The sequence below is a fragment of the Stutzerimonas decontaminans genome (genome assembly GCF_000661915.1).
Taxonomy (GTDB): domain Bacteria; phylum Pseudomonadota; class Gammaproteobacteria; order Pseudomonadales; family Pseudomonadaceae; genus Stutzerimonas; species Stutzerimonas decontaminans.
In genome coordinates this window covers 599,281-625,870 of record NZ_CP007509.1, presented here as the reverse complement: position 1 = coordinate 625,870, position 26,590 = coordinate 599,281, and the positions used below count along the sequence as shown (strand labels likewise).

Here is a 26,590-nt window from a genome sequence, read left to right as displayed (position 1 = left end):
CCCATGTTATTCATAGCTCTCCGTCGGTCAGGGCGACACACCAGGCTTCGCCCCGCGCAGTGTGGGGCGATAGGCGCAGCGTACGGCCGGCCTCATGCGGTGCAATGGTAATGTCCATGTCGGCCTTTGGCAAAATGCCGGCCCCACGTTCCGGCCATTCGATCAGGCACAGCGCGTTGCCTTCGAAGTAGTCGCGGATACCGAGGAACTCCAGCTCTTCCGGATCGACCAGGCGATACAAATCGAAGTGAAACACCTGCACATCGCCAAGCTCGTACGGTTCAACCAGGGTGAAGGTCGGACTCTTGACCTTACCCTCATGACCGAAACCACGAATCAGGCCGCGCGACAGGGTGGTCTTGCCCGCACCGAGATCACCGTGCAGATAGATGACGCCACGACCACCGGTCGCCTGAGCGATTCGCGCGCCTACTGCCAACATGGCTGTCTCGTCAGGGGCGTATAGATTCACTTCAGGCATGGCGACTGCTCCTCGAACAGCTGTCGAATTACGGGAATCAGGTCGCTGGCAGCCAGGCCGCGCCCTTGCTCACCGAGACGTTCACCGGCCGCGGCATGCAACCACGCTCCCAGGCAGGCTGCATCAAATGGCGTCAGCCCCTGCGCCAGCATGGCACCGATCACCCCGGCCAGCACGTCGCCTAGCCCGGCACTGGCCATGGCCGGATGGCCGCGATCACAAAGCGCCAACCGACCATCCGGTCCAGCGATCAGCGTACCGGCGCCCTTGAGCAGCGCCACGCAGGCATAACGCTGGGCCAATGCGCGCACCGCGGCCGGGCGATCGGCCTGAACTTCGGCTACCGAACATTGCAGCAGACGCGCAGCCTCGCCCGGATGCGGCGTGATCAGGCTACCGGACGGCAGGTCGACGACCCCACTCGCCAGAAGGTTCAGCGCATCGGCGTCCCACACCTGAGGCAATTCACGCTGCGCCGCCACCGACAGCAGGCTCCGCCCCCACGGCGCCTGGCCCAGGCCTGGGCCGACCACCAGCACATCGGCGCGTTCGACCAGCGCCGTCAGACCATAGGTCGACTCGACGCCGCTGCACATGATCTCCGGACGGCGCACCAACGACGCGGTAACCTGCTCCGGCCGGGTCGCCAGCGTCACCATGCCGGCACCGCAGCGCAACGCCGCTTCGGCGCTAAGCAGTGCGGCGCCGCCAGTCCCATGATCGCCGCCAATCACCAGCACCTGTCCGAAGCTGCCCTTGTGCGCGGTCGGCGAACGTGGGGCGACCCGCGCCAGAGAGCCGTGGTCGAGACGCACGGCCGCACTCGCCACCTGCGCGACGATCCCCGGGTCGGCCTGCAGATCATCGAATACCAGCGATCCGACACGATCAGGGGCATCCGCGGTGAACAGCCCGAGCTTGAGGCCTATAAAGGTGATGCTGAGGTCAGCGCGTACCGCATGGCCCAGCACCCGCCCGGTGTCGGCGCAGAGCCCGGAAGGCAGATCGATCGCCAGCACCGGCAACCCACCGGTATTGATAGCCTCGATCGCGCTGACATAGGGCTCGCGCACGTCGCCGGAAATGCCGGTACCCAGCAGTGCATCCACCAGCACACCTTGCAAAGACACCTCGGCGCGCCAGGGCTCGATGGCCACGCCGCAAGCCTGCGCCTCGGCCAAGGCCTGCGCGGCGTCGCCCTGCAAGGCTTGCGGATCGCCCACCGCCAACACCCGCACCTGCCAGCCGGCGCGCTGCGCCAGCGCCGCCACCAGGTAGCCATCACCGGCATTGTTGCCGCGCCCGGCCAGCACGGTAATCGCACCTGCATCGGGCCAGCGCCTACGCAGCGCTCGCCAGGCGGCATGGGCGGCGCGCTGCATCAATTCGAAACCGGGAGTGCCGCCAGCAATCAAGCGCGCATCGAGTTCGCGCACTTGGGCGGCGGTATACAGAGCGACGGGCAGGGAATCGGTCATCGGAGCAGGGATCATCGCGGCGGAATGTCTGGCAGAATTATACGCACCCACCCGCCAAGCCGCCCTACTCTCCGATGTCCAGCCAAGTTCTAGATCCAGCCGCCCTCGCCACCTCCATCAAGGAGTGGGGCCGTGAGCTCGGCTTTCAGCAGGTCGGCATCACCGACGTGGACCTCGGCGAGCACGAAGCACACCTCGAAGCCTGGCTGGCGGCCGGTTATCAGGGCGAGATGGATTACATGGCCGCCCACGGCAGCAAACGTTCGCGGCCGGACGAGCTGGTCCCCGGTACGCTGCGCGTCATCTCCCTGCGCATGGACTACCTGCCCGGCGACACGCGCATGAGCCAGCAGCTCGCCAGTCCGGAAAAGGCCTATGTGTCGCGCTACGCGCTGGGCCGCGATTATCACAAGCTGATCCGCAAACGCATCCAGCAGCTTGCCGAGCGCATTCAGCAGGTGGTCGGCCCGTTCGGTTTTCGCGCCTTCGTCGACAGCGCACCGGTGCTGGAAAAAGCTGCCGGGCAACAGGCCGGGCTCGGCTGGATCGGCAAGAACACCCTGCTGCTCAACCGCAAGGCCGGCAGCTGGTTCTTTCTTGGCGAGCTGTTCGTCGATATCGCCCTGCCGGTCGACGAACCGACGAGCCGCGATCACTGCGGTAGCTGCCACGCCTGCCTGGACGTCTGCCCCACCGACGCTTTCGTCGGCGAGCGGCTGCTGGATGCGCGACGCTGCATTTCCTACCTGACCATCGAGCTGAAAGGCGCGATCCCGGTCGAGCTGCGCGACAAGATCGGCAATCGTGTATTCGGCTGCGATGATTGCCAGATCGTCTGTCCGTGGAACCGTTTCGCTCGCCCCACCGAGCAGAGTGACTTTCAGCCACGCCACAGCCTGGACAACGCCGAGCTGGCAACGCTGTTCCGCTGGACAGAGGAAGAATTTCTCAGCCGCACCGAGGGTTCGCCGCTGCGCCGTGCCGGTTACCAGCGTTGGTTGCGCAATCTCGCGGTCGGCCTGGGCAATGCGCCGTCGAGCATTCCGGTGCTGGAAGCACTCGAGGCGCGCCGTGACGACCCATCGGAATTGGTGCGCGAGCACGTCGAATGGGCACTGGCACAGCACGCACGGCGCCGGCCCGGCGATCCACCGGGCCTCGACAGGATCAAGCCTGAGGAGACGCCGGCGCCGGCTCGCTCGCCGGAGCAGCACTGAGCTCGCGCAGCTCCGCAGCATCCAGCGTCTCCTGCTGCAGCAACCGACGAGCGCAACGCTCGAGCAGCTCACGGCGCGCTTCGAGCAGGCCCAGGCTGCGCTGGAAGGCCGACTGCACCAGCTCCTGCACCTCCTCATCGATGGCCGTGGCGGTGCTCTCTGCATAGTCGTGCTGCGGTTTGAGGCCGAGCATCGCTTCGTTACCGAGGAACGAGTTGGGTTCGCGCTCCAGCGCCAGATGCCCGAGGCGCTTGGACATGCCGTAACGGGTGACCATGGCGCGGGCGATGTCGGTGACCTTGGCCAGATCGTCCGCTGCCCCGGTGGACAGATGGGCGAACACCAGCCACTCCGCCGCACGCCCGCCGAGCAGCACGGCCATCTTGTTTTCCAGCTCGTCGCGGGTCATCAGGAAGCGATCCTCGATGGGCCGCTGGATGGTGTAGCCCAGCGCGCCCATGCCACGCGGGATGATTGACACCTTGTGCACCGGATCGACGCCCGGCAGCGCCATGGCCACCAGCGCATGGCCCATCTCGTGATAGGCGACGATCTCACGCTCGCGCGGGTTGAGCAGACGATTGCGCTTCTCCAGGCCGGCGATGATGCGCTCGATGGCCGCGGTGAAGTCTTCCATGGCAACCGCCTCGGCATTGCGCCGGGTCGCCAGCAGCGTCGCCTCGTTGACCAGGTTGGCCAGGTCGGCACCGGTGAAGCCCGGCGTCAGCGCAGCGATGGCCTGCGGATCGACATCGGTGCCCAGTCGCGATTTCTTCAGGTGCACATTGAGAATCTGCACACGCCCGACCTTGTCCGGCCGATCGACCAGCACCTGACGGTCGAAACGGCCGGCGCGCAGCAGGGCCGGGTCGAGAATTTCCGGGCGATTGGTGGCGGCCAGCAGAACCAGACCGCTGGAGGTGTCGAAACCGTCCATCTCCACCAGCAGCTGGTTGAGCGTCTGCTCCTTCTCGTCATGCCCACCGGACAACGGCCCGGCACCGCGGGCGCGGCCGAGCGCATCCAGCTCGTCGATGAAGATGATCGCCGGCGCCTGGGCCCGCGCCTGTTCGAACAGGTCACGCACCCGCGCAGCACCGACGCCGACGAACATCTCGACAAACTCGGAGCCGGAAATGGAGAAGAACGGCACTTTCGCCTCACCGGCCACGGCCCGTGCCAGCAGCGTTTTGCCGGTGCCAGGCGGGCCGACCAGCAGCACGCCTTTCGGCATGCGCCCGCCGAGTCGACCGTAAGTCTGCGGGTCGCGGAGGAATTCGATGATTTCCTTGAGCTCGTCCTTGGCCTCGTCGACCCCGGCCACGTCAGCGAAGGACACCTTCATGTCGGTCTCGACGTAGACCCGCGCCTTGCTCTTGCCGATCTGCATCATGCCGCCGCCACCCAGACCGCTGCCGATGCGCTTGAGCAGGAACAGCCAGATACCGAAGAACAGCATGGCCGGCACGATCCACGACAGCAGGTCACGCACCAGCGTGCTTTCCACCTTGCCGGTGTAGCGCACCGGATACTGCTGCAGATGCTCGGCCAGCTGCGGCTCGACGCGATTACTGATGAACCGCCGCTGACCACTGGCCAACGGCTCCTTGAGCAGACCTTCGATACGCCGCTCGGTGATGGCCAGCTCTTCGACGCGACCTTCCTTGAGGTGCTGTTCGAACTCGCTGTAGGGAATGGTCGCCACCTCTTGCTGGATCGACAGCAGATACTGCAGGCCGAGGAAGACCAGAATGGCGATCATCCAGTAATTCATGTGGAACTGAGCCCGGTCTTTCACTCCCTTCTCCTTGTGCCGCCATGCGCAGCGCTATCAGACGCCTGGATTATGCCTGCTACCTGCCCGGCAGCACTGGACTCAGATCAGTTCAGCGCAACTAGAGCCCACCGCGCACGCCAAGACCTACCCCCAGCTCCGCCGCCACCGCGAAGGGCAGCAGCAGCGTATCCAGCAGAGCGCTGGCGGGCAGATCCAGCGCCGGATACCTCGGTGGTATGGCACCGAAACGATCCATCGGGCAGCAGCCACCGTTGAGGCTGTACCAGTCCAGACGCGTGCCGGAATAGATGATCGGCGCGCCGGGCTTGGCCGCATCCAGCGTGCGCACGCTGGCGCAGCCACCGAGCAGGCTCAAGGCAAGCAGCAGAAGCACGCCGCGGCCGATCATCTCATTCGTCACTGACAATATGGTGTTCACCCCAGCGCGGCAGCATGTCCTGCGGGATGTTGAGCAGATTGAGGATGCGCGCGACAACGAAATCGACCAGGTCGTCGATGGTCTGCGGCTGGTGATAGAAGCCCGGCGAGGCTGGCAGGATGGTCACGCCGAGGTTGGACAGCTTGAGCATGTTCTCCAGGTGAATGCTCGAATAGGGCGCCTCACGCGGCACCAGGATCAACTGGCGACGCTCCTTGAGCGCGACGTCGGCGGCGCGCTCGATCAGGTTGTTACAGGCACCGCTGGCGATTGCCGACAGCGTGCCGGTCGAGCACGGCACCACGACCATTGCCGTTGGCGCGCCGGAACCGGACGCGGGAGGAGCCATCCAGTCCTCCTTGGCGAACACACGAATCTGCCCCGCAGCGGCACCGGTGTATTCCGAGAGGAACGCCTGCATGGCCTGCGGCTTGGCCGGCAGCACCACGTCGGTCTCGGTGGCCATCACCAGCTGTGCGGCCTTGGAGATCAGGAAGTGCACCTCGCGGTCCTCCTGGATCAGGCAATCGAGCAGGCGCAAACCATACTGCGCGCCGGATGCGCCGGTCATGGCCAGGGTGATGCGTTCCGGTCCGTTCATTCAATCTGCTCCTGGTGCGATCCGCGTGGAAATGCCTTCGGCGATTTCCACCCTACCCGCTCGCGACGCTTTGAAAAAAAATTCGCCGTATCTCGAAATTTTGTAGGTGGAAAATCGCGAAGCGTTTTCCACCTTGAGCAATCAGCTCAACGCCTCGGCCAGCTTGCCATGCAGCCCGCCAAAACCGCCATTGCTCATCACCACCACCTGGGTACCGGGCGTGGCGTCAGCTTTCACCTTGGCGATGATCGCCTCCAGCGAATCGCAGACCGTGGTCGGCACCGGCGAGCTGGCGACGGTCGCAGCCAGGTCCCAGCCGAGATTGGCCGGTGCGTACCAGATGGCCTGGTCAGCCAACGCCACTGATTCGGCCAGGCCCTCGCGATGCGCGCCGAGCTTCATCGAGTTGGAGCGTGGTTCGATCACCGCGATGATCGGTGTATCGCCCACGCGCTTGCGCAGGCCATCCAGAGTGGTGGCGATGGCGGTCGGGTGATGGGCGAAATCGTCATAGATGGTCACGCCATTGACCTCGGCGACCTTCTCCATGCGCCGTTTGACGCTACGGAATTCGCTCAGTGCCTCGGCTCCCTGCTTCGGCAGCACACCGACATGCCGCGCTGCGGCGAGCGTCGCCAGCGCATTGTTGACGTTGTGCAGGCCAGTCAGCTCCCAGTCCACCTCGCCCTGCACCTCGCCCTCGAAGATCACCTCGAAGCGCGAGCCGTCGGCGCTGAGCAGGTTCGCCTGCCACTGGCCATTGTCACCGGTGGTCTGGACAGGGGTCCAGCAGCCCATCTCGATGACGCGCTTGAGCGCCGTTTCCGATTCGGGATGGATGATCAGTCCCTCACCCGGCACCGTGCGCACCAGATGATGAAACTGCCGCTCGATAGCAGCGAGATCCGGGAATATGTCCGCGTGATCGAATTCCAGATTGTTCAGGATCGCGGTGCGCGGGCGGTAATGGACGAACTTGCTGCGCTTGTCGAAGAAGGCGCTGTCGTACTCGTCGGCCTCGACCACGAAGAACGGCGTGCCGCCCAGGCGCGCGGAAATGCCGAAGTTCTGCGGCACCCCACCGATGAGAAAGCCCGGGCTCATGCCAGCATGCTCCAGCACCCAGGCCAGCATGCTGCTGGTGGTGGTCTTGCCGTGAGTGCCGGCCGCGGCGAGCACCCAACGCCCCTGCAGCACATGATCAGCCAGCCACTGTGGCCCGGAAACATAGGGCAAGCCCTTGTTCAGCACATACTCGACCGCCGGATTGCCGCGCGACAGCGCATTGCCAACCACCACCAGATCAGGGGCCGGCTCCAGGTGCGCCGGCTCGTAGCCCTGCATCAGCTCGATACCCTGGGCTTCCAACTGAGTGCTCATGGGCGGATAGACATTGGCATCGGAACCGGTGACCCGGTGTCCGAGCTCCTTGGCCAGCACCGCCAGCGAACCCATGAAGGTGCCGCAGATGCCGAGAATGTGGATATGCATGGATGTCCTCTGCAATGCCCCGCAAGGCGCCCATCTGGAACGGCTCGCGGCTGTCGGAAATTGCGCGGCAGATTAGCACAGCGCCGCGCCGGGAACGGCCCCGCCAGCGCGGACGCAGCACCCGAATGTCGGTTCGGTCGCAGGCCGCCGCAAGCTGATCTACGCTGAAACCACCGCCGTTTCCACAGACCATTACAAGAACCGGAGACTTACCATGCGTTACGCCCATCCCGGCACCGAAGGTGCCAAGGTCAACTTCAAACCCCGCTACGGCAACTACATCAACGGGCAGTTCGTCGAACCCGTAGGCGGTCAATATTTCACCAACCTGTCGCCGGTCAACGGCCAGCCGATTGCCGAATTCCCCCGCTCCGACGCCGCCGATATCGAGAAAGCCCTGGACGCCGGCCACGCCGCTGCCGACGCCTGGGGCAAGACCAGCGTGCAGGCGCGCTCGCTGATCCTGCTGCAGATCGCCGACCGCATCGAGCAGAACCTGGAGATGCTCGCCATCACCGAAACCTGGGACAACGGCAAGGCGGTGCGGGAAACGCTGAACGCCGATATCCCGCTGGCGGCTGACCACTTCCGCTACTTCGCCGGCTGCATCCGCGCCCAGGAGGGCACCAGCGCCGAAATCGACGAGCACACGGCCGCTTACCATTTCCACGAACCGCTGGGCGTGGTCGGGCAGATCATCCCATGGAACTTCCCGATCCTGATGGCCGCCTGGAAGCTCGCCCCGGCATTGGCCGCCGGCAACTGCGTAGTGCTGAAACCGGCCGAGCAGACACCGCTGGGTATCACGGTACTGATGGAGGTCATTGGCGACCTGCTGCCACCGGGCGTGCTCAACGTGGTGCAAGGCTATGGTCGTGAGGCCGGCGAGGCCCTGGCCAGCAGCAAGCGCATTGCCAAGATCGCCTTCACCGGCTCCACACCGGTGGGCTCGCACATCATGAAACGCGCCGCCGAGGCCATCATCCCGAGCACCGTCGAGCTGGGTGGCAAGAGCCCGAACATCTACTTCGAAGACATCATGCAGGCCGAACCGACCTTCATCGAGAAGGCCGCCGAAGGCCTGGTACTGGGCTTCTTCAACCAGGGCGAGGTGTGCACCTGCCCGTCGCGCGCGCTGGTGCAGGAGTCGATCTACGCACCCTTCATGGAAGCGGTGATGAAGAAGGTGTCGCAGATCAAGCGTGGCGACCCGCTGGACACCGAGACCATGGTCGGCGCCCAGGCCAGCCAGCAGCAGTTCGACAAGATCATGTCCTACCTGGAAATCGCCAAGGGCGAGGGCGCGGAAGTGCTCACCGGCGGCGCAGCGGAGAAGCTCGAAGGCTCACTTGCCACCGGCTATTACATCCAGCCGACCCTGCTCAAGGGCACCAACCAGATGCGCGTGTTCCAGGAGGAGATCTTCGGCCCGGTGATCGGCGTTACCACCTTCAAGGATGAAGCCGAAGCCCTGGCCATCGCCAACGACACCGAGTACGGCCTCGGCGCCGGCGTCTGGACCCGCGACATCAACCGCGCCTACCGCATGGGCCGGGCGATCAAGGCGGGCCGTGTCTGGACCAACTGCTACCACCTCTACCCGGCGCATGCCGCGTTCGGTGGCTACAAGAAGTCCGGCGTCGGGCGCGAAACCCACAAGATGATCCTCGACAGCTACCAGCAGACCAAGAATCTGCTGATCAGCTACGACATCAATCCGCTGGGCTTCTTCTGATGGATCAGCATGGGCGGCGCATGCCGCCCATGCCTTGAACAAGACGCCTGCCGGCTCCGCCGTGGTGCTGCGGAGCACGCAAAAGGTGCGTTCCTGCCGAACTTGGCTGACAAAACACCGTAAATATCGCATTTCCGGCGTGGGGCATGACGCTTGCTAGGGAGAGACCTGCCAACCTATCCAAGAGGATTCCCCCCATGGCTCTCGAACACAGCCGTTCAACGCCACCGCACCATGCAATCGATTTCGAAACCGTTGGCAGTAGCTATTTCCAAGAACGCGAACTGAAGAAGGGCGCCGCCGGCTGGGTGCTGCTGGTCGGTCTCGGCGTCGCCTACGTGATCTCCGGCGACTACGCCGGCTGGAACTTCGGCCTCGCCCAGGGCGGCTGGGGTGGATTGTTCATCGCCACGTTGCTGATGGCGACCATGTACCTGTGCATGTGCTTCTCGCTGGCCGAGCTGTCATCGATGGTGCCCACGGCTGGTGGCGGCTACGGCTTCGCACGCACCGCGTTCGGCCCGCTGGGTGGCTTTCTCACCGGTACGGCGATCCTCATCGAGTACGCCATAGCGCCGGCGGCCATCGCCGTGTTCATCGGCGCCTATTGCGAGTCGCTGTTCGGCATCGGCGGCTGGATGATCTATCTCGCCTTCTACATCATTTTCATTGGCATCCATATCTTCGGCGTCGGCGAGGCGCTGAAGCTGATGTTCATCATCACCGCCGTCGCCGCCCTGGCGCTGGCCGTGTTCATCGTGGCGATGGTGCCGCACTTCTCGGTGGACAAGCTGCTCGATATCGCACCGACCACCGCTGCCGGTGCCAGCAACTTCTTGCCCTATGGCTACGTCGGCATCTGGGCGGCGATTCCCTACGCGATCTGGTTCTTCCTCGCCGTGGAAGGCGTACCGCTGGCCGCCGAGGAAACCAAGAATCCGCAGCGCGACATGCCGCGCGGCTTGATCGGCGCCATGCTGATCCTGGTCGCCTTCGCCGGGCTGATCCTGCTGGTGGGCCCGGGCGGCGCCGGCTCCAGCACGCTGGTGGCATCCGGCAACCCGCTGGTGGAAGCGCTGACCACCGCCTACGGCTCGTCCACCTGGATGAGCGGCTTCGTCAATCTGGTCGGTCTGGCCGGGCTGATCGCCAGCTTCTTCTCGATCATCTATGCCTACTCGCGGCAGATCTTCGCGCTGTCGCGGGCCGGGTACCTGCCGCGCAAGCTGTCGCTGACCAACAGGAACAAGGCGCCGGTGCTGGCCCTGGTGATCCCCGGCGTGATCGGCTTCCTGCTGTCGCTGACCGGCCAGGGCGACCTGCTGATTCTGGTGGCTGTGTTCGGCGCCACCATCTCCTACGTCTTGATGATGGCCTCGCACATCGTCCTGCGCCTGCGCCGGCCGGACCTGCATCGCCCGTACAAGACGCCCGGCGGCATCGTCACCTCGGGCGTGGCGCTGGTGCTGGCCTGCATCGCGGTGATCGCGGGCTTCCTGGTCGATCCCCGCGTGGTGATCGGCGCCGCGATCATCTACGGGATCTTCATCGCCTACTTTGCGATCTACAGTCGACATCATCTGGTGGCCGGCACGCCGGAAGAGGAATTCGCGGCGATCGAGAAGGCCGAAGCATCGCTGCACTGAAGAAGGAGGCTGACATGGCGTACTCGCACAGCGTGGGCGGCACCACCTGGCGCTTCGACGACCTGCGCGAGGTGATGGCCAAAGCTAGCCCTGCGCGCTCCGGCGACCTGCTCGCCGGAGTCGCGGCGGGCAGCGATGCCGAACGCGTCGCGGCGCAGATGTGCCTGGCCCATGTGCCGCTCAAGCGTTTTCTTGATGAAGCGCTGATCCCCTACGAAAGCGATGAAGTCACTCGGCTGATCATCGACAGCCATGACGCCGCTGCCTTCGCCCCGGTCAGCCACCTGACCGTGGGCGATTTCCGCAACTGGCTGCTCGGCGAGGAGGCGGACGAGTCGTCGCTAAAGGCTCTGGCACCCGGCCTGACGCCGGAGATGGTCGCCGCAGTGTCGAAGATCATGCGCGTGCAGGACCTGATCCTGGTCGCGCAGAAGGTCCGCGTCGTCACCCGCTTTCGCAACAGCATCGGCCTGGCCGGGCGCATGTCCACCCGGCTGCAGCCCAATCACCCGACCGACGATGGTGCCGGCATCGCTGCGAGCATCCTCGACGGCCTGCTCTACGGCAACGGCGACGCGGTGATCGGTATCAACCCGGCCACCGACAGCACCGCCGGCATCTGCGAGCTGCTGAAGATGCTCGATGCGGTGATCGGCCGCTACGAGATCCCGACCCAGGCCTGCATCCTCACCCACGTCACCACCTCCATCGAGGCGATCAATCGCGGCGCGCCGCTGGATCTGGTGTTCCAGTCCATCGCCGGCACCGAGGCGGCCAACGCCAGCTTCGGCATCAGCCTGGCGACGCTGCAGGAAGGCTACGAGGCCGGGCTGTCGCAGAAGCGCGGCACCCTCGGCGACAACCTCATGTATTTCGAGACCGGCCAGGGCAGCGCGCTGTCGGCCAACGCCCATCATGGCGTAGACCAGCAGACCTGCGAAGCCCGCGCCTACGCCGTCGCGCGCCGCTACAAGCCGCTGCTGGTGAACACCGTGGTCGGCTTTATCGGCCCGGAATACCTCTACAACGGCAAGCAGATCATCCGCGCCGGGCTGGAGGACCACTTCTGCGGCAAGCTGCTCGGCGTGCCCATGGGTTGTGACATCTGCTACACCAACCATGCCGAGGCCGATCAGGACGACATGGACATGCTGCTGACCCTGCTCGGCACGGCGGGCATCAACTTCATCATGGGCATCCCGGGCTCGGACGACGTGATGCTCAACTACCAGACTACCTCCTTCCACGACGCCCTCTACGTGCGCCAGGTGCTTGGCCTGCGGCCCGCGCCGGAGTTCGAGGAATGGCTGGCGAAAATGCAGATCCTCCGGCAGGACGGCAATCGCCTGCAGCTCGGCCGCGAGCTGCCCGAAGCCTTCCGCCGGGCGCTGGAGAAAATGGCATGAAGCCGCTCGCGTTACCTCGCCCATCCTCAGGTGGAAAACGCTGCGCGCTTTTCTACTCGCCTGCCCGTCACACTCCGAGGTAGCCATGCACGACCGCTCCCCCACCACCGAAAATCCGTGGCAGCACCTGCGCCAGCTGACCCCGGCGCGCATCGCCCTTGGCCGGGCTGGTGTCAGCCTGCCCACCGACGCGCAGCTGGATTTCCAGTTCGCCCACGCTCAGGCGCGCGACGCCGTGCATCTGCCGCTGGACTGCGAAGCGCTGGCTGCCGAGCTGAAGAAACATGAACTTGGCTGCCTGCACCTGCGCAGCGCCGCTTCAGACCGACAGATCTATCTGCAGCGTCCCGACCTCGGTCGGCGCCTCGACAAAGCCAGCGCAACCACGCTCGACGAGCATGCGGGAGACGGCTGCGACCTGGCGCTGGTGATCGCCGACGGCCTCTCCGCCCTGGCCGTGCAACGCCACGCCGCACCGATGGCCTTGAAGATCGCCGAGCACTGTCAGGCCGAAGGCTGGTCGCTCGGGCCGATCACCCTGGTCGAACAGGGTCGCGTGGCGATTGCCGACGAAATCGGCCAGCGCCTCAAGGCGCGCATGGTGGTCATTCTGCTCGGCGAACGCCCAGGGCTCAGCTCGCCGGACAGCTTGGGCCTGTACTTCACCTGGGCGCCGCAGGTCGGCCGGCACGATGCGCAGCGCAACTGCATTTCCAACATTCGCCCCGAGGGTCTGAGCTACAACCTCGCCGCGCACCGCCTGCTCTATCTGATGCGCGAAGCCAGCCGCCGGCAGCTCTCTGGCGTACAGCTCAAGGACGAAGCGGAAGTACCGGCGCTGGAAGGCGAACCGCGCGCCGGCAACTTCCTGCTAGGCTGAGCCGGGTCAGGCCTGCTGCCAGGGCTCAAGCGCCTGGCTGTAGACCACCGCGCCATCGATGTCGCGCAGGCTGACCTGCAACGCAGCGGTCTGCGCGTCGATCTCTACCTCGCCGAAGAACTGGAAGCCTGCCCGCGGCGAGCTGTTCGCGGTCGGCGGCGCCTTCTGGAACACCACCTCCGGGCCGAAGGTGCCATCCAGCGGATTCGGCCCGAAGCTGCCGGCATTCAGCGGGCCGGCGACGAACTCCCAGAACGGCTCGAACTGCTGATAGGCCGCGCGATTGGGATGGTAGTGATGCGCCGCACAGTAGTGCACGTCGGCGGTCAGCCAGACGGTGTTGCGCACTCGTGCGCGCTGGATGAAGGTGAGCAGCTCGGCAATCTCCAGCTCGCGGCCAAGCGCTTCGCCGTCATGGCCATTGGCGATCGCCTCCCAGCGCGGACCGTCCGGTACGTGCAGGCCGATGGGCATGTCGGCGGCGATGACCTTCCAGGTTGCGCGCGAGGCCCGCAGCTCGCGCTTGAGCCAGCGCAGCTGCTCGCGGCCGAGGAACGCCGTGTCGGCGCCCTGCTCCGCTTGCAGGTTGTGGGTGTTCGGCCCGCGATAGCTGCGCATGTCCAGCACGAACACATCCAGCAGCGGCCCATAACTGACCTTGCGGTAGATGCGCCCCTGGGTGTCGCCGCGGGCCATGCGCATCGGCGCGTATTCGAGATAGGCCTGACGTGCGCGCTGCACCAGCGTATCGATGTCGCGCACCTGCTGGTAACGGTCATCCAGCTCTTTGCTCGGCGACCAGTTGTTGGTCACCTCGTGATCGTCCCACTGCCAGATCTGCGGCACCTCGGCGTTGAAGGCCCGCAGGTTCTCGTCCAGCAGGTTGTAGCGGTAGTTGCCGCGAAACTCGCGCAGTGTCTCGGCAACCTTGCTCTTCTCTTCGGTGACCAGATTGCGCCAGATGCTGCCGTCCTCGGCGGTTACCTCGGCTGGAATCGGCCCGTCGGCGTAGATCACGTCGCCGCTGTGCAGGAAAAAGTCCGGCCGCCGCCGACGCATGCTTTCGTAAATGCGCATGCCGCCGAAGTCCGGGTTGATGCCGTAGCCCTGGCCACAGGTGTCACCGCCCCAGACGAATCGAATGTCGCGCGGGCGCGTTGGTGCGCTACGCAGATGGCCGAACCAGGGCTCGCTGAGCATGCCGCTGCGGGCATCTTCAAAGCGCGCGCGGTAGAAGATCGATTGATCCGCCGGCAGCCCGCGCAGGTCGACGCGGGCAGTGAAGTCCTGGCCGGCATCGGTGATCGAAGAAAGCATTCGCCGCGGATTGCCGAAACGGCTGCGCGTATCCCACTCGACGATCAGGCGGCCGGGGCGGTCGCAACGGCTCCAGATCAGCGCACGGTCGCCCGCTACGTCACCGGACTGCACGCCGTCGAGCATCTGCGGACGCTCGCGCGGCGCGGCGATGATGGCGGGCGCAACGCCCAGGGCCGGCAGCGCGAGGCCGGCGCCGATGCCCTGCAGCAGTTGGCGGCGTTTCTGATCCGGTGCGGTCATCTCGGAAGTCTCCAGGCGAGTGGGGGTCATTCCGATGTACCCGTCCCGCTTGACAGTCCCGTGACGCGCCGACCGACGGCACTACGACTAACCCGCTGCCAATAACACAACGGCCTCGATTTCGAAGAGCATGCCATCCAGCGCCAGACGCGGCACCGGGATCAAGGTGCAGGCCGGTTTCGGCCCCGGTCCCAATGCCCGCGCCAGCTCCTCGCCAAAGATGTGCAGCCGTGCCTCGCTGTGATCGACGATCAGTACGCCGAGCTTGGCGATCTGCTGTGGCGTACCGTCAGCCGCCTCGATGGCGATGCACAGATTGCGCAGCGCCTGACGCACCTGCTCGCGAAAATCGTCAGACAGACGCCCATCGGCGGTTTCTCCGCCCTGCCCGGCGATGAAGGCCAGCCGCGCGCCAGGCGGCAGCAACGCCACATGGGAATAGCCGTTCGGGGCCGGGTCGTACAATCCGGGCGGATTAATCAGGGAAAGCTCGTTCGGACTGGTCCGTTCACGCATGGCAGGCTCCTCATCGCTACGAGATTCACGCCGGGCGAGACCAAGGCCATTGCCGCGTGCCGCTCGCCCGGAATACTCACCGTAGCAGCGGTCCGACGATCCGACCTGCATTATCGCGGGAGACCTGTGGTGAAAGCCCGGCCGGCCGATGACTCGGGAGGACCGGCTTGCCGCTGGTAAGCGCCGCGCTTATGGTGAGCGCCCCGCCCTGCTGGAAGCTTCACCATGTGGTCCTACCGCGCCTGGCAGCGCAAACGCATCCTCGCCCGCAACCCGGTTGATGCCGAACTCTGGCAGCGGGTGCTCGACAGTCTGCCGATTCTCGACGGTCTGAGCGAGGACGAGCTGGATCGCCTGCGTGAGCGTGCCGTGCTGTTCCTGCACGACAAGCGCCTGACGCCGCTGGCAGGCGTCGAGCTGCAAGCCGAGGATCGCCTGCGCCTGGCGCTGCAGGCGCAATTGCCGCTGCTGCACCTGGCCGATCTCGGCTGGTACCACGGCTTTCATGAGATCGTCATCTACCCCGACGACTTCCTCAGCCCGCAGAAACACCGCGATGCCGCGGGAGTCGAGCACGAATGGGACGCCGAGCACAGCGGCGAAGCATGGCTACAGGGGCCGGTGATCCTGGCCTGGCCGGGCGTGCAGCAGAGCGGCGGCTGGGAGGCCTACAACCTGGTGATCCACGAGCTGGCGCACAAACTGGACATGCTCAACGGCGACGCCAACGGCCTGCCGCCGCTGCATCGGCACATGCGCATCGATGCCTGGGCCAGCGCCATGCAGCGCGCCTACGACCAGCTCGACCACCAGCTCGACGCCGACCCAGATGCCGAGACGCCGATCGACCCCTATGCCGCAGAAAACCCGGCAGAGTTCTTCGCCGTTACCAGCGAGTACTTCTTCAGCGCACCGGACGTGCTGCAGCAGATCTTTCCCGATGTCTACGCGCAGCTCGCGGCGTTCTATCGGCAGGACCCGCTCGCCCGACTGCAACGCCTGCAAGCCGAACATCCGGCCTACCGGGAACCTGCGTAGGCCGAGCGCGTCGAAGCCGGCGTGCATTGCACGCGACATTGCGCCTATAATCGCGCCCACTTTTTCCGCCCCCAAGGCCGCGCTGGCCGATCAGGAGCCCATCGTTCATGAGCTACAGCAAAGTCCCGGCTGGCAAAGACCTGCCGAACGACATCTACGTCGCCATCGAGATCCCGGCCAACCACGCGCCGATCAAGTACGAAATCGATCACGACACCGACTGCCTGTTCGTCGACCGTTTCATGGCCACCCCGATGTTCTACCCGGCCAACTACGGTTTCATCCCGCACACCCTGGCCGATGACGGCGACCCCCTCGACGTGCTGGTCGTGACCCCCTATCCGGTTGCCCCGGGTTCGGTCATCCGCTGCCGTCCGGTTGGCGTGCTGAACATGACCGACGAAGCCGGCGGTGACGCCAAGCTGATCGCCGTCCCGCACGACAAGCTGTCCCAGCTGTATGTGGACATCAAGGAATACACCGACCTGCCTGCCCTGCTGCTCGAGCAGATCAAGCACTTCTTCGAGAACTACAAGGATCTCGAGAAGGGCAAGTGGGTCAAGGTCGAGGGCTGGGGCAACGCCGACGCGGCCCGCGCAGAGATCACCAAGGCGGTTGCGGCTTACCAAAAATAAGCCAACGCCACCCCCTGAAGCCGGCCACAAGCCGGCTTTTTTATTGTCTAGTGATTTCTGCCCGCTTCCGCCAAACCCTAGACGCCATGCGGGTTACAGCCTAATATCTGTCCACTAGCAGCCACCCAAAACTAGCCCCATCCAGCGAAAAAGTGTGGGGACAAGTGTGGGGACAGAATCAGGGAGTGAAGCATGGGCAAGCTGAACCCGAAGCAGGTAGAGAACCTGTGCGAGTCGGGCACCTACGAAGACGGCGACGGGTTGCGCCTTGTTGTGAGGGCATCCGGGAGCAAGTCCTGGCTACTGCGATACCAGATTGCAGGCCGGCGCCGCGACATGGGTTTGGGCAGCTATCCAGAAGTCAGCTTGAAGGAAGCGCGCTTAATCGCTGCCGGGCACCGCAAGCAACTGGCGACGGGTATCGACCCGATGGCAGTCCGGGATGCCCAGCGCGAAGCCGAACGGGAGGCACAAAGAGCCAGGGAAGCTCAGCGTGTAACCTTCCAAGGCCTGGCGATGGACTACCACACCGCGCATAGCGCTACATGGTCAGAGAAGTGGCGCAAGGGCTGGCTGCGCAAGCTGGAGCTCTACGCATTCCCCATCATCGGCAAGAAATCCGCGGGGGATATCGAAACCGAGGATGTGTTACGTGTCCTCCAACCGATCTGGGGCAGCAAAACCCGCACCGCCGACGAAGTGCGCGGACAGATCGAACAGGTACTGGATGCAGCCAAGGCCCGCAAGCTGCGCAAAGGCGACAACCCCGCCCGCTGGCGCGGGCACTTGGACAACCTACTGAGCCGTGCGGAGAAGAAGAAAGCCCGCAAACGCGAGCATTTCGCCGCGATGAAATGGCAGGATGTACCGACGTTAATGGCCACCCTCGCCGCCCACGATTCGCGCGCCGCCGTGGCCGCTCGCCTGATGATCTTTACCGGCGCACGAGCACAGATGATTCGCTTGGCCGCCTGGGATGAGTTCGACCTGGAGTCGGGCGTCTGGTCGCTGCCGGCGGTGCGAATGAAGATGCGCAAGGCGTTTGAGATACCGTTGGCGCCGCCCGTTGTGGAGATGCTTAAGGAGCTACCGCGTGTTGAGGGCAGCCCTTTCCTTTTCCCAGGTCAGGGTAAAACCGGAGCTATCCACGCGAACGCCGTTCGTACCCTATTGCACAGCCTGGGTCATGACGACATCACCCGCCACGGCTTCCGGTCGAGCTTCAGGGACTGGGCAAACGAGCGGACACACTACCCGCGCGAAGTCTGCGAACTAGCGCTGGCGCATGACGAGCGCGACCAGACCGAAGCCGCCTATTCCAGATCCGACTTTCTGGAAAAGCGCCGCGCGCTGATGGCCGAGTGGGCGTGCTTTATTACCACGCGGTCATCGGATAATGTCATTCAAGGCGAGTTCAAGCGAGCATGAGCGCGTCAGAAGACTGCCCTGGACATAAGTACAAACCAGGTGATCGGCTGACATTGAGTCAAGCCGCAGCGCTACTTGCCGCACGAGACATACGACCTCATGAGAAAGAAAGGCAGGCGATAGATCGCTGGAGAAAGCGTGTCCGGGATGCTGAGCTGAAGAGCCTACTGCGCAGCAGTAGGCAAACCTATGAGATCACCGAACTTGTTTCGTGGGCTCAGCTATTAAAAGTCAAAGGCAAAACTGATTGGCCTCTCACTCTTGCCGACCTTCCCCGGAAGCCCGCCCAGAACGAGGTAGTAAACGAATACGCAACCGTCTCAGACGACATCGTTGATCTTGTTCTACCTGCCGACCTGAATCGCAGCCATGACCTGATTCGCAAGGTCGTAGAAGAGAGCAACAGACTTCGCCAGCAACTCTCGCTCCTACAAACCGAAGTTTCGATGCTGCGGCCAAAGGCCGAGCAATATGATCGTATCTGTAAGAACAACCGACTTTCAGGGCGGAGGCCAAAAACCCCACGCAATCAGAATAAGTAGAGATCTTTCGTAAGCCTCGCTTCAACATTTTCTCTACCCATAATCGGGATACCAGATCCATCCACTCAAGCGTTTTGAACGCCAAGGAGATTTGGTATGCCCACCACAGTTATAGCCCCGAAAACCCACGCCCACGCCCCACGAGCTCAACGCCGAATTTACCGCCTGCGGCACGTTATGGAGGCCACCGGCTTTGGCCGCGCCTGGATCTACCAGCTCATGGCCGATGGAAAGTTTCCAAAAGCCATTCGCATTGGCAAGCGCGCCGTTGGCTGGGATGGTGCCCTTGTAGACCAGTGGGTAGCTGACCGTCTGGAGGGTCGTTAATCATGAGCAAGTCGACCCACACCGAAGCCGCCAGCAAGAACGTCCGCATCCTATCCCACTTGCTGTCTGGCGCCACACTCAACCGCTTTGAAGCGGAAACGCTGGGCGACCACTGCCTGAACAGCACCATTTCCGAACTGGCGAACCGTCACGGTCTGGCGTTCACCCGCCAACCAGAACGGGTGCCGAATCGCTGGGGCAAGCCTTGCCGGGTCATTCGGTACGGCTTGCCTCCGAGCGAGATGGCCATCGCCAAGCAGGTTCTTGCTCGCTTGGAGTCCTAAAGTGGCTCGCAGCCGACTTAAAGCCAAAGGCCGCGCAGAGGTGGGGACCTTTGCGCTGCTGCCCCACGCAGTGATGGATAGCGAAGATTTCCGAAGCCTTTCCGGCAGCGCGCATATCGTACTGATGCTGCTGCTGCGTCAGTACCGTGGCAGGAATAATGGAGACCTTAGCGCCGAGTTTAGCCGCGCCAAACAGTGGGGAATTGGGAGCAAAAGCACCCTTGCCAAAGCGCTGCTTGAGCTACAAGCGCGTAATTTGATTCTGCGGACACGTGAGGGCCGATTTATGAAGCCCGGTGGCTGTTGCGCGCTGTACGCCCTTACCTGGCAAGCCATCGACGAGTGCGACGGCAAAATTGAAGTCGCGGCCACCGCAACAGCACCTCGCAAGTTCAGCCTGGAAAGAACAAAACACCCGGTACAGAAAGTGAACGGGCAGGGTACAAAAACTGTACCGATACCCTCCCGTACCGTACCTGATAATGCGCTCATGGGTATAGAAATCGTACCGACGGCGCGCGATGGCCCAGTACAAAAACTGGACTCCTTTTTAGATTTACCAGGGCAGAGCCCGCATTAGTCGGAGTTTGACGTGAAACAGAAACTACAAGTTGAGCTGCGCCACGGAGAAGCCCCCAGCCAGGCACTGGCCCGTACCGTCACCAGCCCAGAATGCCTTAGCGCTTCGGTACTGAAGATCTGCCAGAACATTGATCGCACCGAGATCAATGGTTTGATCACCGAGCTCAAGCAGCAAACCGCAGCCGTTCATGGTGATGATCTATCGCGCGCGGAAAGCATGCTTATGGCGCAGGCGCACACCCTGGATGGCCTGTTCGCCAGGCTCACAAGCAATGCGCTGACCAGCTCCGACATGGACAGGCTGGAACGCTACATGAAGCTGGCGCTGAAGGCGCAAAATCAGGCGCGCGCCACCCTGCAAACCCTGGGCGAACTTAAGGCGCCGAAACAGATTGCTTTCGTTAAGCAGGCCAACATCGGAAACCAGGTTCAGGTGAACAACGAACACAGCGCTATGCGTTCGCGCGCGAGGAAAAACAAATACCCGCCAAACGAACTATTGGAGGTGCAACATGGCGAACGGCTGGACACCCGAGCGACGGGCTCGGCAAGCGGACTTGATTCGGCAATGGCAACCTTGGAACAACAGCACCGGCCCGATCAGCGCTGAAGGCAAATACACAGCTTCACGTAATGCTTGGAAAGGTGGAACTCGCCCGCAGCTGCGGGAATTAAGGGCGCTACTAAAAGAACAGGACCAACGGCGGCGGGACCTACTGTAGCCCGCCTAGCGCTAGCGACGGACACTCAGTCCCATTCATATCGGCCATCTAGGTAGCCCTGGATCCGTGAGTTACTCCAATTAGTGGCCTCTGACAGCAGTTCATCCTGCAAGTATGCGGCCACGTCATGTTCGGAGACTGGGTAGCGTCCGCGGTCCTCCTCTAGCTCACTATCCCATTCGTCACCCGGACGAGTTAGTAGCCAAATGGCGTCCAGCTCATAGCGCTTTAATTGGCTTACCCGGTACTCGATGAAAGCGTCCATCGTTGCCACGTACGCATGCCAAGAGAATGAGTGCTCGATCTGCTGCTGAACGCAGATTTCATCCCAGGTATTAACTAGACCGGAGTCATCGCCCGATAGCATGTGACCCTGCATCCGCTGAAGGTCACGGATACAGCCGCCAACCATACGGCGGCAAAGGGCCTCTCCAAGATCGCGAGCGATGCGGTGTTCTGAAAGCGTCCGTGCTTGCATCATAGATTTCCTTTCCTTAGTTGCCGACGCGCTAGATATCCAACGGCGGCAGCGCATTCACGATCTTTTGGGTTTCCAAACTTACTGTGACCACGCGCTGAAACAACTCAAGCGGGTACTTGGGATTGCCCATGGTTTCGATGGCCCAGTCGTTGGCGTCATTGACGATGCCACTGGCTTTGTCGGTGCGTACGGCTTGTCGCTCCATCACCCAGTCCAGTGCGGCCTTGCCGTTGACCACATAGTCCCATGCCGCCTCGGGTATGCCCTTGAGGGTGATGCGGTGGTTGTAGATGACGGTGGTTTTGTCGCCCTTCTTGGCGAACTTCATCTTCTCAACGCGGTAGTCGGCGTCGGTGAGCGTGCCCTTGGCCTCGATGGTCAGCGGGTACGGCTCGACGGTTTCGTAATTCAGATGAAGCTCGGCCAGGGCGCGGCCAGCCTTGCTGAAAGCCCAGAAGGCGGCGGCTTTCTTCACTGCCGGGATGCGCGGTAGCTCTTTGCTTAGGTTGTCCGCGTAGCGCTCGCGGTAATCGGGCGAATGGAGGATGCCGTAGACGTAGTAGAACAGGTCTTCCTTGCTGATCTGCTCGCCGGGGTAGGCCGCGTGGAAGTGGGTTAGGGCGGCGTCGGTGATGGCATCGCGGCGGCGCATGCCTCCTTCAATTGGCTCGGCAAAAAAGTCGTCATCGGCTGCTTGAGCTGCTTCGACGTAGAGGTAGCGAGGGAAGCATTGGCCCTTCTCAAGATTGTCAAAGTTGGGGGGTAAATTTGTAGCAAATGCAGAGAAGCCCGTGCGCGCTCCAATCCCAGACACACAAATCACCAAATTCTCCACCCCTGCCCGAGGGAAGATACGTGGCATTTGGTACACGCGCTCATTGAGGGTTCGGTTGTAATAAATCCATTGTTTGGTAAAGGGGCGGTAGAGGGATGGTGTCAGGGATGTCACCTCGCACTCAAAAGCGCGATCCTTGGCCAGTTCTTGTTTGACATTGTGCGTCCAACTAATGCGCTGCGGGTTGGTATCGATAAATCCATCCAGAACAGCCTCACGCCCCTTTTTGTCCAGTCTAGGATGTGCCGCATTGAAGCGCGTCAGCTCAGAATTGTAGAAGCCGATCATGCGGCTGATGTTGGCTTCCAGCTTGGCAAAGCTGGCGTTATAAGCCCAAGCATCGCGAGCGGTCAGGATGCCTTGCGAGAAGTTATCGAACAGTTTGGGCGCATCACCTCTCTTGTCACCCAAGACAATGAACTGGTTAAAGCTGTTATCACGTTGTTTAAGCCAGTCGCCATGCTCATCGGGAGTGATGACCTGCCAATCGACTATTCCTGCCACGCTGACGCAGCTGGCGATCTTTTCCAGCTTGTCTTCTTTGCTGAGGTCGTCACCTACGTCGTGATAATAAATTTGACCATGGGCAGCGGTATCTGGGTTCTTAACCAAAACAGAAATGGCAATGCCCGCCATGCTGCCGCTACCAAAGATATTTCCGCCTTCTTTGGCTCTACCTTTACTCAGCATGTTTTTGCGTATATCTCCGCGCAAATTAAACACATGAATGCAAGAGAATTCCTCAGCAAGACACTTGCGAACACCATCCATAGCAGACTTTTCTAGGAAGCCACCATTCGTGACAAAGCCAATCACGCCTGCATTACCAATACGATCACTGGCCCAGCGAATGGCGCGGATATAACTGTCATACAGCCCTTTAGTGAGAGTGGCGGTAGAGTGTTCGGCATAGGTGGAACGAATGCGGGCATCTAGAGTTGGATACTCAACATTATCGTTGTTGTCGTTCTCGCTTTTTTGTCCGACCGAATACGGCGGATTGCCCACGATCACCCGAATATCCAGCGCCTTCTGCCGCTTGCGCCGAGCACTATTGTCCTCTAGTAGCGCGTCCACCAGATCGTCCTTCTCATACATCTGGAAGGTATCGGTCAGGCAGATGCCCTCAAACGGGGTGTACTCGTCGATCACTTCGCCGTGGTAAGCCGCTTCGATATTGATGGCTGCTATGTAGTAGGCGAGCAGTACCAGCTCGTTGGCGTGGATCTCGTGCTTGTATTTGTGCGGCAGTTCGTCCGGCTTGATCAGGCCCGACTGGATCAGGCGAGTGATAAAGGTGCCGGTGCCGGTGAACGGGTCGATGATGTGGACGCCCTTGCTGCCCAAGGTCTGGCCAAACTCCTGTTGCAGCAGGAGGTTGACGCTGTGAAGGATGAAATCGACCACTTCGACCGGGGTGTAGACGATACCCAGCCGCGCGGTCATCTTGGGGAAGGCGTTGCGGAAAAACTTGTCGTACAGTTCGACGATGATCTTCTGCTTGCCCTGGGCATTGTTGATGCCGGCAGCGCGTTGCCGCACGCTGGCGTAGAACTTCTCCAGAGTGTCCGCTTCTTTGGCCAATTGATGCTCATTAAGAGCGTCCAGCACGCCTTGCATGGCCTTGGACATGGGGTTGTGGCTGGCAAAGCTGTACTCATCGAACAGGGCATCGAACACCGGTTTGGTTACCAGATGCTGGGCGAGCATTTCGACGATCTCGCCATCGCTGATGCTGTCGTTGAGGTCGTCGCGTAGTTCGGCCGCGAAGGCGTTGAAGGCAGCCTTTTCCTGGGTGTTGGCGGGGTTCTCCAGAATGCCCTGGATGCGGTCGATGTGGGTGCGGGCGATCTTGGCAATGTCGTTGGCCCAGTCTTCCCAGTGGTGGCGGTTACCGCACTTCTCAACGATCTTGGCGTAAATCGCCTTTTCGATTTCACCCACTTCGTAAGTCAGTTCGGCCTGCTGAGTCAGCTGGCCTTCGTCTTCGTATTTGCTGCGTTTTTCGCCAATGCCGTACTGACCTTTGCCGGCCTTACCGTTGCTGGTGCCGCTGGATTTCTTGGCCTTTTTGTCCACCTTATCGGTGATGGCGATGACTTCCATCTTGCGTGGGTCGGAGCCGATCAGATCGAGCTTGTTGACCATGGCGTCGAAGCTGTCGTCGTGCGAGCGCAGCGCCTGGAGTACCTGCCAGACCACCTTGTAGGTCTGGTTGTCGTTGAGCGCTTCGTGAGGCTCCATGCCAGCTGGAATAACCACGGGCAGCACGACATAGCCGCGCTTCTTGCCCGGTGCGTTGCGCATCACCCGGCCAACCGATTGCACTACGTCCACCTGGGAGTTGCGCGGGGTGAGGAAGAGCACGGCATCTAGCGCCGGCACGTCCACGCCCTCGGAGAGACAGCGCACGTTGCTGAGGATGCGGCAGGTGTTGGCTGGTGGTTCTTCCTTCAGCCAACTGAGCTTGGCTTCTTTCTGGCTGGCATTCATGCCGCCATCGACGTGCTCGGCTTGGCAGGTGATGCGCGAGACTTCGTCGATGTTTTCGGACTCCTGGTAAGCCTCCACCACCGACTGGAACATGCTGGCGATGTTGATCGAGCTGACCTTGTGCTTGGTGCCCTTGTAGTTGGGCGAGATCACCTGACAGAAGGCGACAGCGCGCTTCATGGGCTGATCATCACCCACCAAGTTTTCGGCGAGGCCCTGCTTGGCCAGCGCCTTCCAGCAGCCGACGATCTTGGCGGCATCGTCCACCTTGAGCTGGTTGTCTTCGTCCTTGAGCAGGTCCTGAAGGCGGCGGTTAATGACGCTCTCTTCAACCGTGAGCACCAGCACCTTGTAATCGGTGAGCAGGCCACGCTGAACGGCCTCGGAGAAGTTGATGACGAACAGCTCTTTGCCATACAGCGCTTCGTCATCCATTGAGCAGAGGGTGACTTCGCCGCTCTCTGCCTTGATCTTCGCGTTGTCGCCGTAGATGCGCGGCGTGGCGGTCATGTACAGGCGCTTGGCGGCACGGATGTAGTCGGCGTCGTGGATGCGCACGAACTTGCTTTCGTCATCTTCGCCAAAGGTGGCACCCGTGGTGCGGTGTGCTTCGTCGCAGATCACCAGGTCGAAGGCTTCCAGGCCGTGATCATGTTGGGCGCGGCTGATCACGTCGATGGAGTGGTAGGTGGAGAACACCACACTCATGTGCTCGGCGTCGTGGCGCTTGGGCATCTCCGCTGCGAGCCGATCAGCCTTGGTGGTGGCCGGGTAGCGCAGCTCGTGAGTGAACACCTGTACGGCATCATCCTCCACCTTGCGCTTCTTGCCCACGTCGCTGTCGGAGCACACGGCGAAGCTGTGGAGCGGGGTTTCGCTTTCCTGCGTCCATTCGGTGAGGGTCTGCGACAGCAACGACAGGCTGGGTACCAGGAACAGTACGCGCTTACCCTTACCGGCGAGGCGCTCGGCAATCTTTAGGCTGGTGAACGTCTTGCCGGTGCCGCAGGCCATGATCAGCTTGCCGCGTTCCGCGTCTTTTAGACCGGCCGCTACAGCGTTCAGCGCGGTCTGCTGGTGCTCACGCAGTTGTTTCTTGGCCTTGAGCGCAACAGCCTGGTTGGGCTGGTACTTCGCCCAGTCGATCTGGCTGTCTTCGAGGGCTTGCAGGTCGATCTTACTGACCGGGGGCTGCTGGCCCTGCAAGGCATCCTCGGCGTGCTCGCTCCAGTTATTGGTGGTAGTAACAATGACGCGGTGCGAGAACGGCGCCTTGCCCGAGGCAGTGAAGAAACTGTCGATGTCCTTCTTCTGGACGCGGTAATTCTCTGCGTACAGCTTGCACTGGATCGCGTGGTGCTCGCCGGTGCCCTGTGTACGCGCCACCAGGTCGATACCAGTGTCGCGGCCGTCGAGCCCTTGCTCTTTGGCCCAGTCAGCGTATGTCCAAACCTTGTCGTACAGATCGCGGTAGGTGGCTTCGTTGCGCAGGTATGCGCAGATCAGCTCCTCAAAGTAGGTACCTTTTTCGCGTTCGGTAAGTGCGGCAGAGCGGTAGGCGTCGAGCAGAGCGGACAAGGCAGACATGCGCGGAATTCCCTTTTGGATACGGCTGGCGCGATGCTTGCGCCAAATGGCGCGAGTTTATCACTGCTCTGCCGCTTGCCTGCGTGGACAAGGCGTCACGAGACGACCGGCTCATTATCGTTATGCTCGGCTTACAGCAGCTCGTAGGCGAGTGGCCAGCAGTTTGAACTGGGCTGTTCGCAACCCCGGACATGGCTTACCTTCAACGATTCCGAACCATTAAATGGACCGACGCCAGTGAAGATCTGCAATGTCACTCGACGCAAATATGATGCGTTTGTGCGCTTTTGGAATTTCCACATAAGAGGGAGGGCTCCGACCAGGCCCTCCAACGGCGCATTTACCCATCTTCTGGATGGCAGCTTGCTCTGGTGCCCTCCAGTCAAGAAAGAATCGGGGCCAGACGAAG

The 26,590-nt window shown here is 62.3% G+C and carries 23 protein-coding genes; 13 read left to right on the top strand and 10 right to left on the bottom strand.

All coding sequences use genetic code 11. The features are described 5' to 3' along the window. Positions 1-10: 10 nt before the first annotated feature. Entirely contained in the window at positions 11-481 is a 471-nt protein-coding gene (tsaE, locus tag UIB01_RS02830; protein ID WP_038656680.1) for a tRNA (adenosine(37)-N6)-threonylcarbamoyltransferase complex ATPase subunit type 1 TsaE, read from the bottom strand. After that, positions 469-1,959 (bottom strand): bifunctional ADP-dependent NAD(P)H-hydrate dehydratase/NAD(P)H-hydrate epimerase, encoded by a 1,491-nt coding sequence (locus UIB01_RS02825; RefSeq protein ID WP_038656678.1) that lies wholly within the window; start codon positions 1,957-1,959, stop codon positions 469-471. The genes tsaE and UIB01_RS02825 overlap by 13 nt, the downstream gene beginning before the upstream one ends. Positions 1,960-2,033: 74 nt before the next feature. On the opposite strand from UIB01_RS02825, the gene queG reads away from it, so the two are divergent. Then, positions 2,034-3,176: a tRNA epoxyqueuosine(34) reductase QueG gene (gene queG / locus UIB01_RS02820; RefSeq protein ID WP_230585284.1), complete on the top strand. Its 1,143-nt coding sequence runs from the start codon at positions 2,034-2,036 to the stop codon at positions 3,174-3,176. Here queG and ftsH read toward each other — a convergent pair. The 4 genes from ftsH to mpl all read right to left on the bottom strand — a co-directional run bounded on the left by ftsH (position 3,127) and on the right by mpl (position 7,484). Continuing rightward, positions 3,127-4,974 (bottom strand): ATP-dependent zinc metalloprotease FtsH, encoded by a 1,848-nt coding sequence (ftsH, locus tag UIB01_RS02815; protein ID WP_038656676.1) that lies wholly within the window; start codon positions 4,972-4,974, stop codon positions 3,127-3,129. The genes queG and ftsH overlap by 50 nt on opposite strands. A 97-nt stretch (positions 4,975-5,071) precedes the next feature. Continuing rightward, the gene (locus tag UIB01_RS02810) at positions 5,072-5,362 is read right to left on the bottom strand and encodes a YceK/YidQ family lipoprotein (RefSeq protein WP_038656674.1); all 291 of its coding nucleotides are present in this window, start codon (positions 5,360-5,362) and stop codon (positions 5,072-5,074) included. 1 nt (position 5,363) lies between these two features. Next, complete coding sequence (gene ubiX, locus UIB01_RS02805; RefSeq protein WP_038656672.1) at positions 5,364-5,993, bottom strand: flavin prenyltransferase UbiX; 630 nt, start codon at positions 5,991-5,993, stop codon at positions 5,364-5,366. A gap of 141 nt (positions 5,994-6,134) precedes the next feature. After that, on the bottom strand, positions 6,135-7,484 hold the full coding sequence (gene mpl, locus UIB01_RS02800) for a UDP-N-acetylmuramate:L-alanyl-gamma-D-glutamyl-meso-diaminopimelate ligase (RefSeq protein ID WP_038656669.1): 1,350 nt from the start codon (positions 7,482-7,484) through the stop codon (positions 6,135-6,137). A gap of 214 nt (positions 7,485-7,698) precedes the next feature. Between mpl and exaC the strand changes: the two genes are divergently transcribed. From exaC to eutC, 4 genes are all read left to right on the top strand, one after another. Continuing rightward, entirely contained in the window at positions 7,699-9,219 is a 1,521-nt protein-coding gene (exaC, locus tag UIB01_RS02795; RefSeq protein WP_038656667.1) for an acetaldehyde dehydrogenase ExaC, read from the top strand. Between the two features lie 197 nt (positions 9,220-9,416). Further along, on the top strand, positions 9,417-10,865 hold the full coding sequence (eat, locus tag UIB01_RS02790) for an ethanolamine permease (protein WP_038656664.1): 1,449 nt from the start codon (positions 9,417-9,419) through the stop codon (positions 10,863-10,865). 14 nt (positions 10,866-10,879) lie between these two features. Beyond that, positions 10,880-12,271 carry an ethanolamine ammonia-lyase subunit EutB gene (locus tag UIB01_RS02785; RefSeq protein ID WP_038656662.1) on the top strand — a complete coding sequence of 464 codons (1,392 nt, stop codon included), beginning with the start codon at positions 10,880-10,882 and terminating at the stop codon, positions 12,269-12,271. A gap of 85 nt (positions 12,272-12,356) precedes the next feature. Next, the gene (gene eutC / locus UIB01_RS02780; RefSeq protein WP_038656660.1) at positions 12,357-13,151 is read left to right on the top strand and encodes an ethanolamine ammonia-lyase subunit EutC; all 795 of its coding nucleotides are present in this window, start codon (positions 12,357-12,359) and stop codon (positions 13,149-13,151) included. Positions 13,152-13,157: 6 nt separating this feature from the next. Here eutC and UIB01_RS02775 read toward each other — a convergent pair whose 3' ends face one another. Both UIB01_RS02775 and UIB01_RS02770 read right to left on the bottom strand, forming a co-directional pair. Continuing rightward, entirely contained in the window at positions 13,158-14,711 is a 1,554-nt protein-coding gene (locus UIB01_RS02775) for an alkaline phosphatase D family protein (RefSeq protein ID WP_038656658.1), read from the bottom strand. Positions 14,712-14,798: 87 nt separating this feature from the next. After that, positions 14,799-15,227: a RidA family protein gene (locus UIB01_RS02770; RefSeq protein WP_038656656.1), complete on the bottom strand. Its 429-nt coding sequence runs from the start codon at positions 15,225-15,227 to the stop codon at positions 14,799-14,801. Positions 15,228-15,452: 225 nt separating this feature from the next. Between UIB01_RS02770 and UIB01_RS02765 the strand changes: the two genes are divergently transcribed. From UIB01_RS02765 to UIB01_RS23360, 8 genes are all read left to right on the top strand, one after another. After that, positions 15,453-16,265, top strand: a complete 813-nt coding sequence (locus UIB01_RS02765; protein WP_038656654.1) for a M90 family metallopeptidase — start codon at positions 15,453-15,455, stop codon at positions 16,263-16,265. A gap of 107 nt (positions 16,266-16,372) precedes the next feature. Beyond that, positions 16,373-16,900: an inorganic diphosphatase gene (ppa, locus tag UIB01_RS02760; protein ID WP_038656652.1), complete on the top strand. Its 528-nt coding sequence runs from the start codon at positions 16,373-16,375 to the stop codon at positions 16,898-16,900. Positions 16,901-17,092: 192 nt separating this feature from the next. Then, complete coding sequence (locus tag UIB01_RS02755; RefSeq protein ID WP_038656650.1) at positions 17,093-18,328, top strand: tyrosine-type recombinase/integrase; 1,236 nt, start codon at positions 17,093-17,095, stop codon at positions 18,326-18,328. Continuing rightward, complete coding sequence (locus tag UIB01_RS23045; RefSeq protein WP_125886051.1) at positions 18,325-18,870, top strand: hypothetical protein; 546 nt, start codon at positions 18,325-18,327, stop codon at positions 18,868-18,870. The genes UIB01_RS02755 and UIB01_RS23045 overlap by 4 nt, the downstream gene beginning before the upstream one ends. 96 nt (positions 18,871-18,966) lie before the next feature. Then, the gene (locus UIB01_RS02750; protein WP_125886052.1) at positions 18,967-19,197 is read left to right on the top strand and encodes an AlpA family transcriptional regulator; all 231 of its coding nucleotides are present in this window, start codon (positions 18,967-18,969) and stop codon (positions 19,195-19,197) included. 2 nt (positions 19,198-19,199) lie between these two features. Then, positions 19,200-19,481 (top strand): hypothetical protein, encoded by a 282-nt coding sequence (locus UIB01_RS02745; RefSeq protein WP_038656648.1) that lies wholly within the window; start codon positions 19,200-19,202, stop codon positions 19,479-19,481. Between the two features lies 1 nt (position 19,482). Beyond that, entirely contained in the window at positions 19,483-20,061 is a 579-nt protein-coding gene (locus tag UIB01_RS02740) for a hypothetical protein (protein ID WP_230585283.1), read from the top strand. 12 nt (positions 20,062-20,073) lie between these two features. Next, entirely contained in the window at positions 20,074-20,673 is a 600-nt protein-coding gene (locus UIB01_RS23360; protein ID WP_230585282.1) for a hypothetical protein, read from the top strand. 137 nt (positions 20,674-20,810) lie between these two features. On the opposite strand, the gene UIB01_RS02730 is transcribed toward UIB01_RS23360, so the two are convergent. Both UIB01_RS02730 and UIB01_RS02725 read right to left on the bottom strand, forming a co-directional pair. Continuing rightward, a complete protein-coding gene (locus UIB01_RS02730; protein ID WP_038656646.1) occupies positions 20,811-21,266 on the bottom strand; it encodes a hypothetical protein in 456 nt (151 codons plus the stop codon). A gap of 28 nt (positions 21,267-21,294) precedes the next feature. Then, the gene (locus UIB01_RS02725) at positions 21,295-26,181 is read right to left on the bottom strand and encodes a DEAD/DEAH box helicase (protein ID WP_038656644.1); all 4,887 of its coding nucleotides are present in this window, start codon (positions 26,179-26,181) and stop codon (positions 21,295-21,297) included. Positions 26,182-26,590 lie beyond the last annotated feature (409 nt).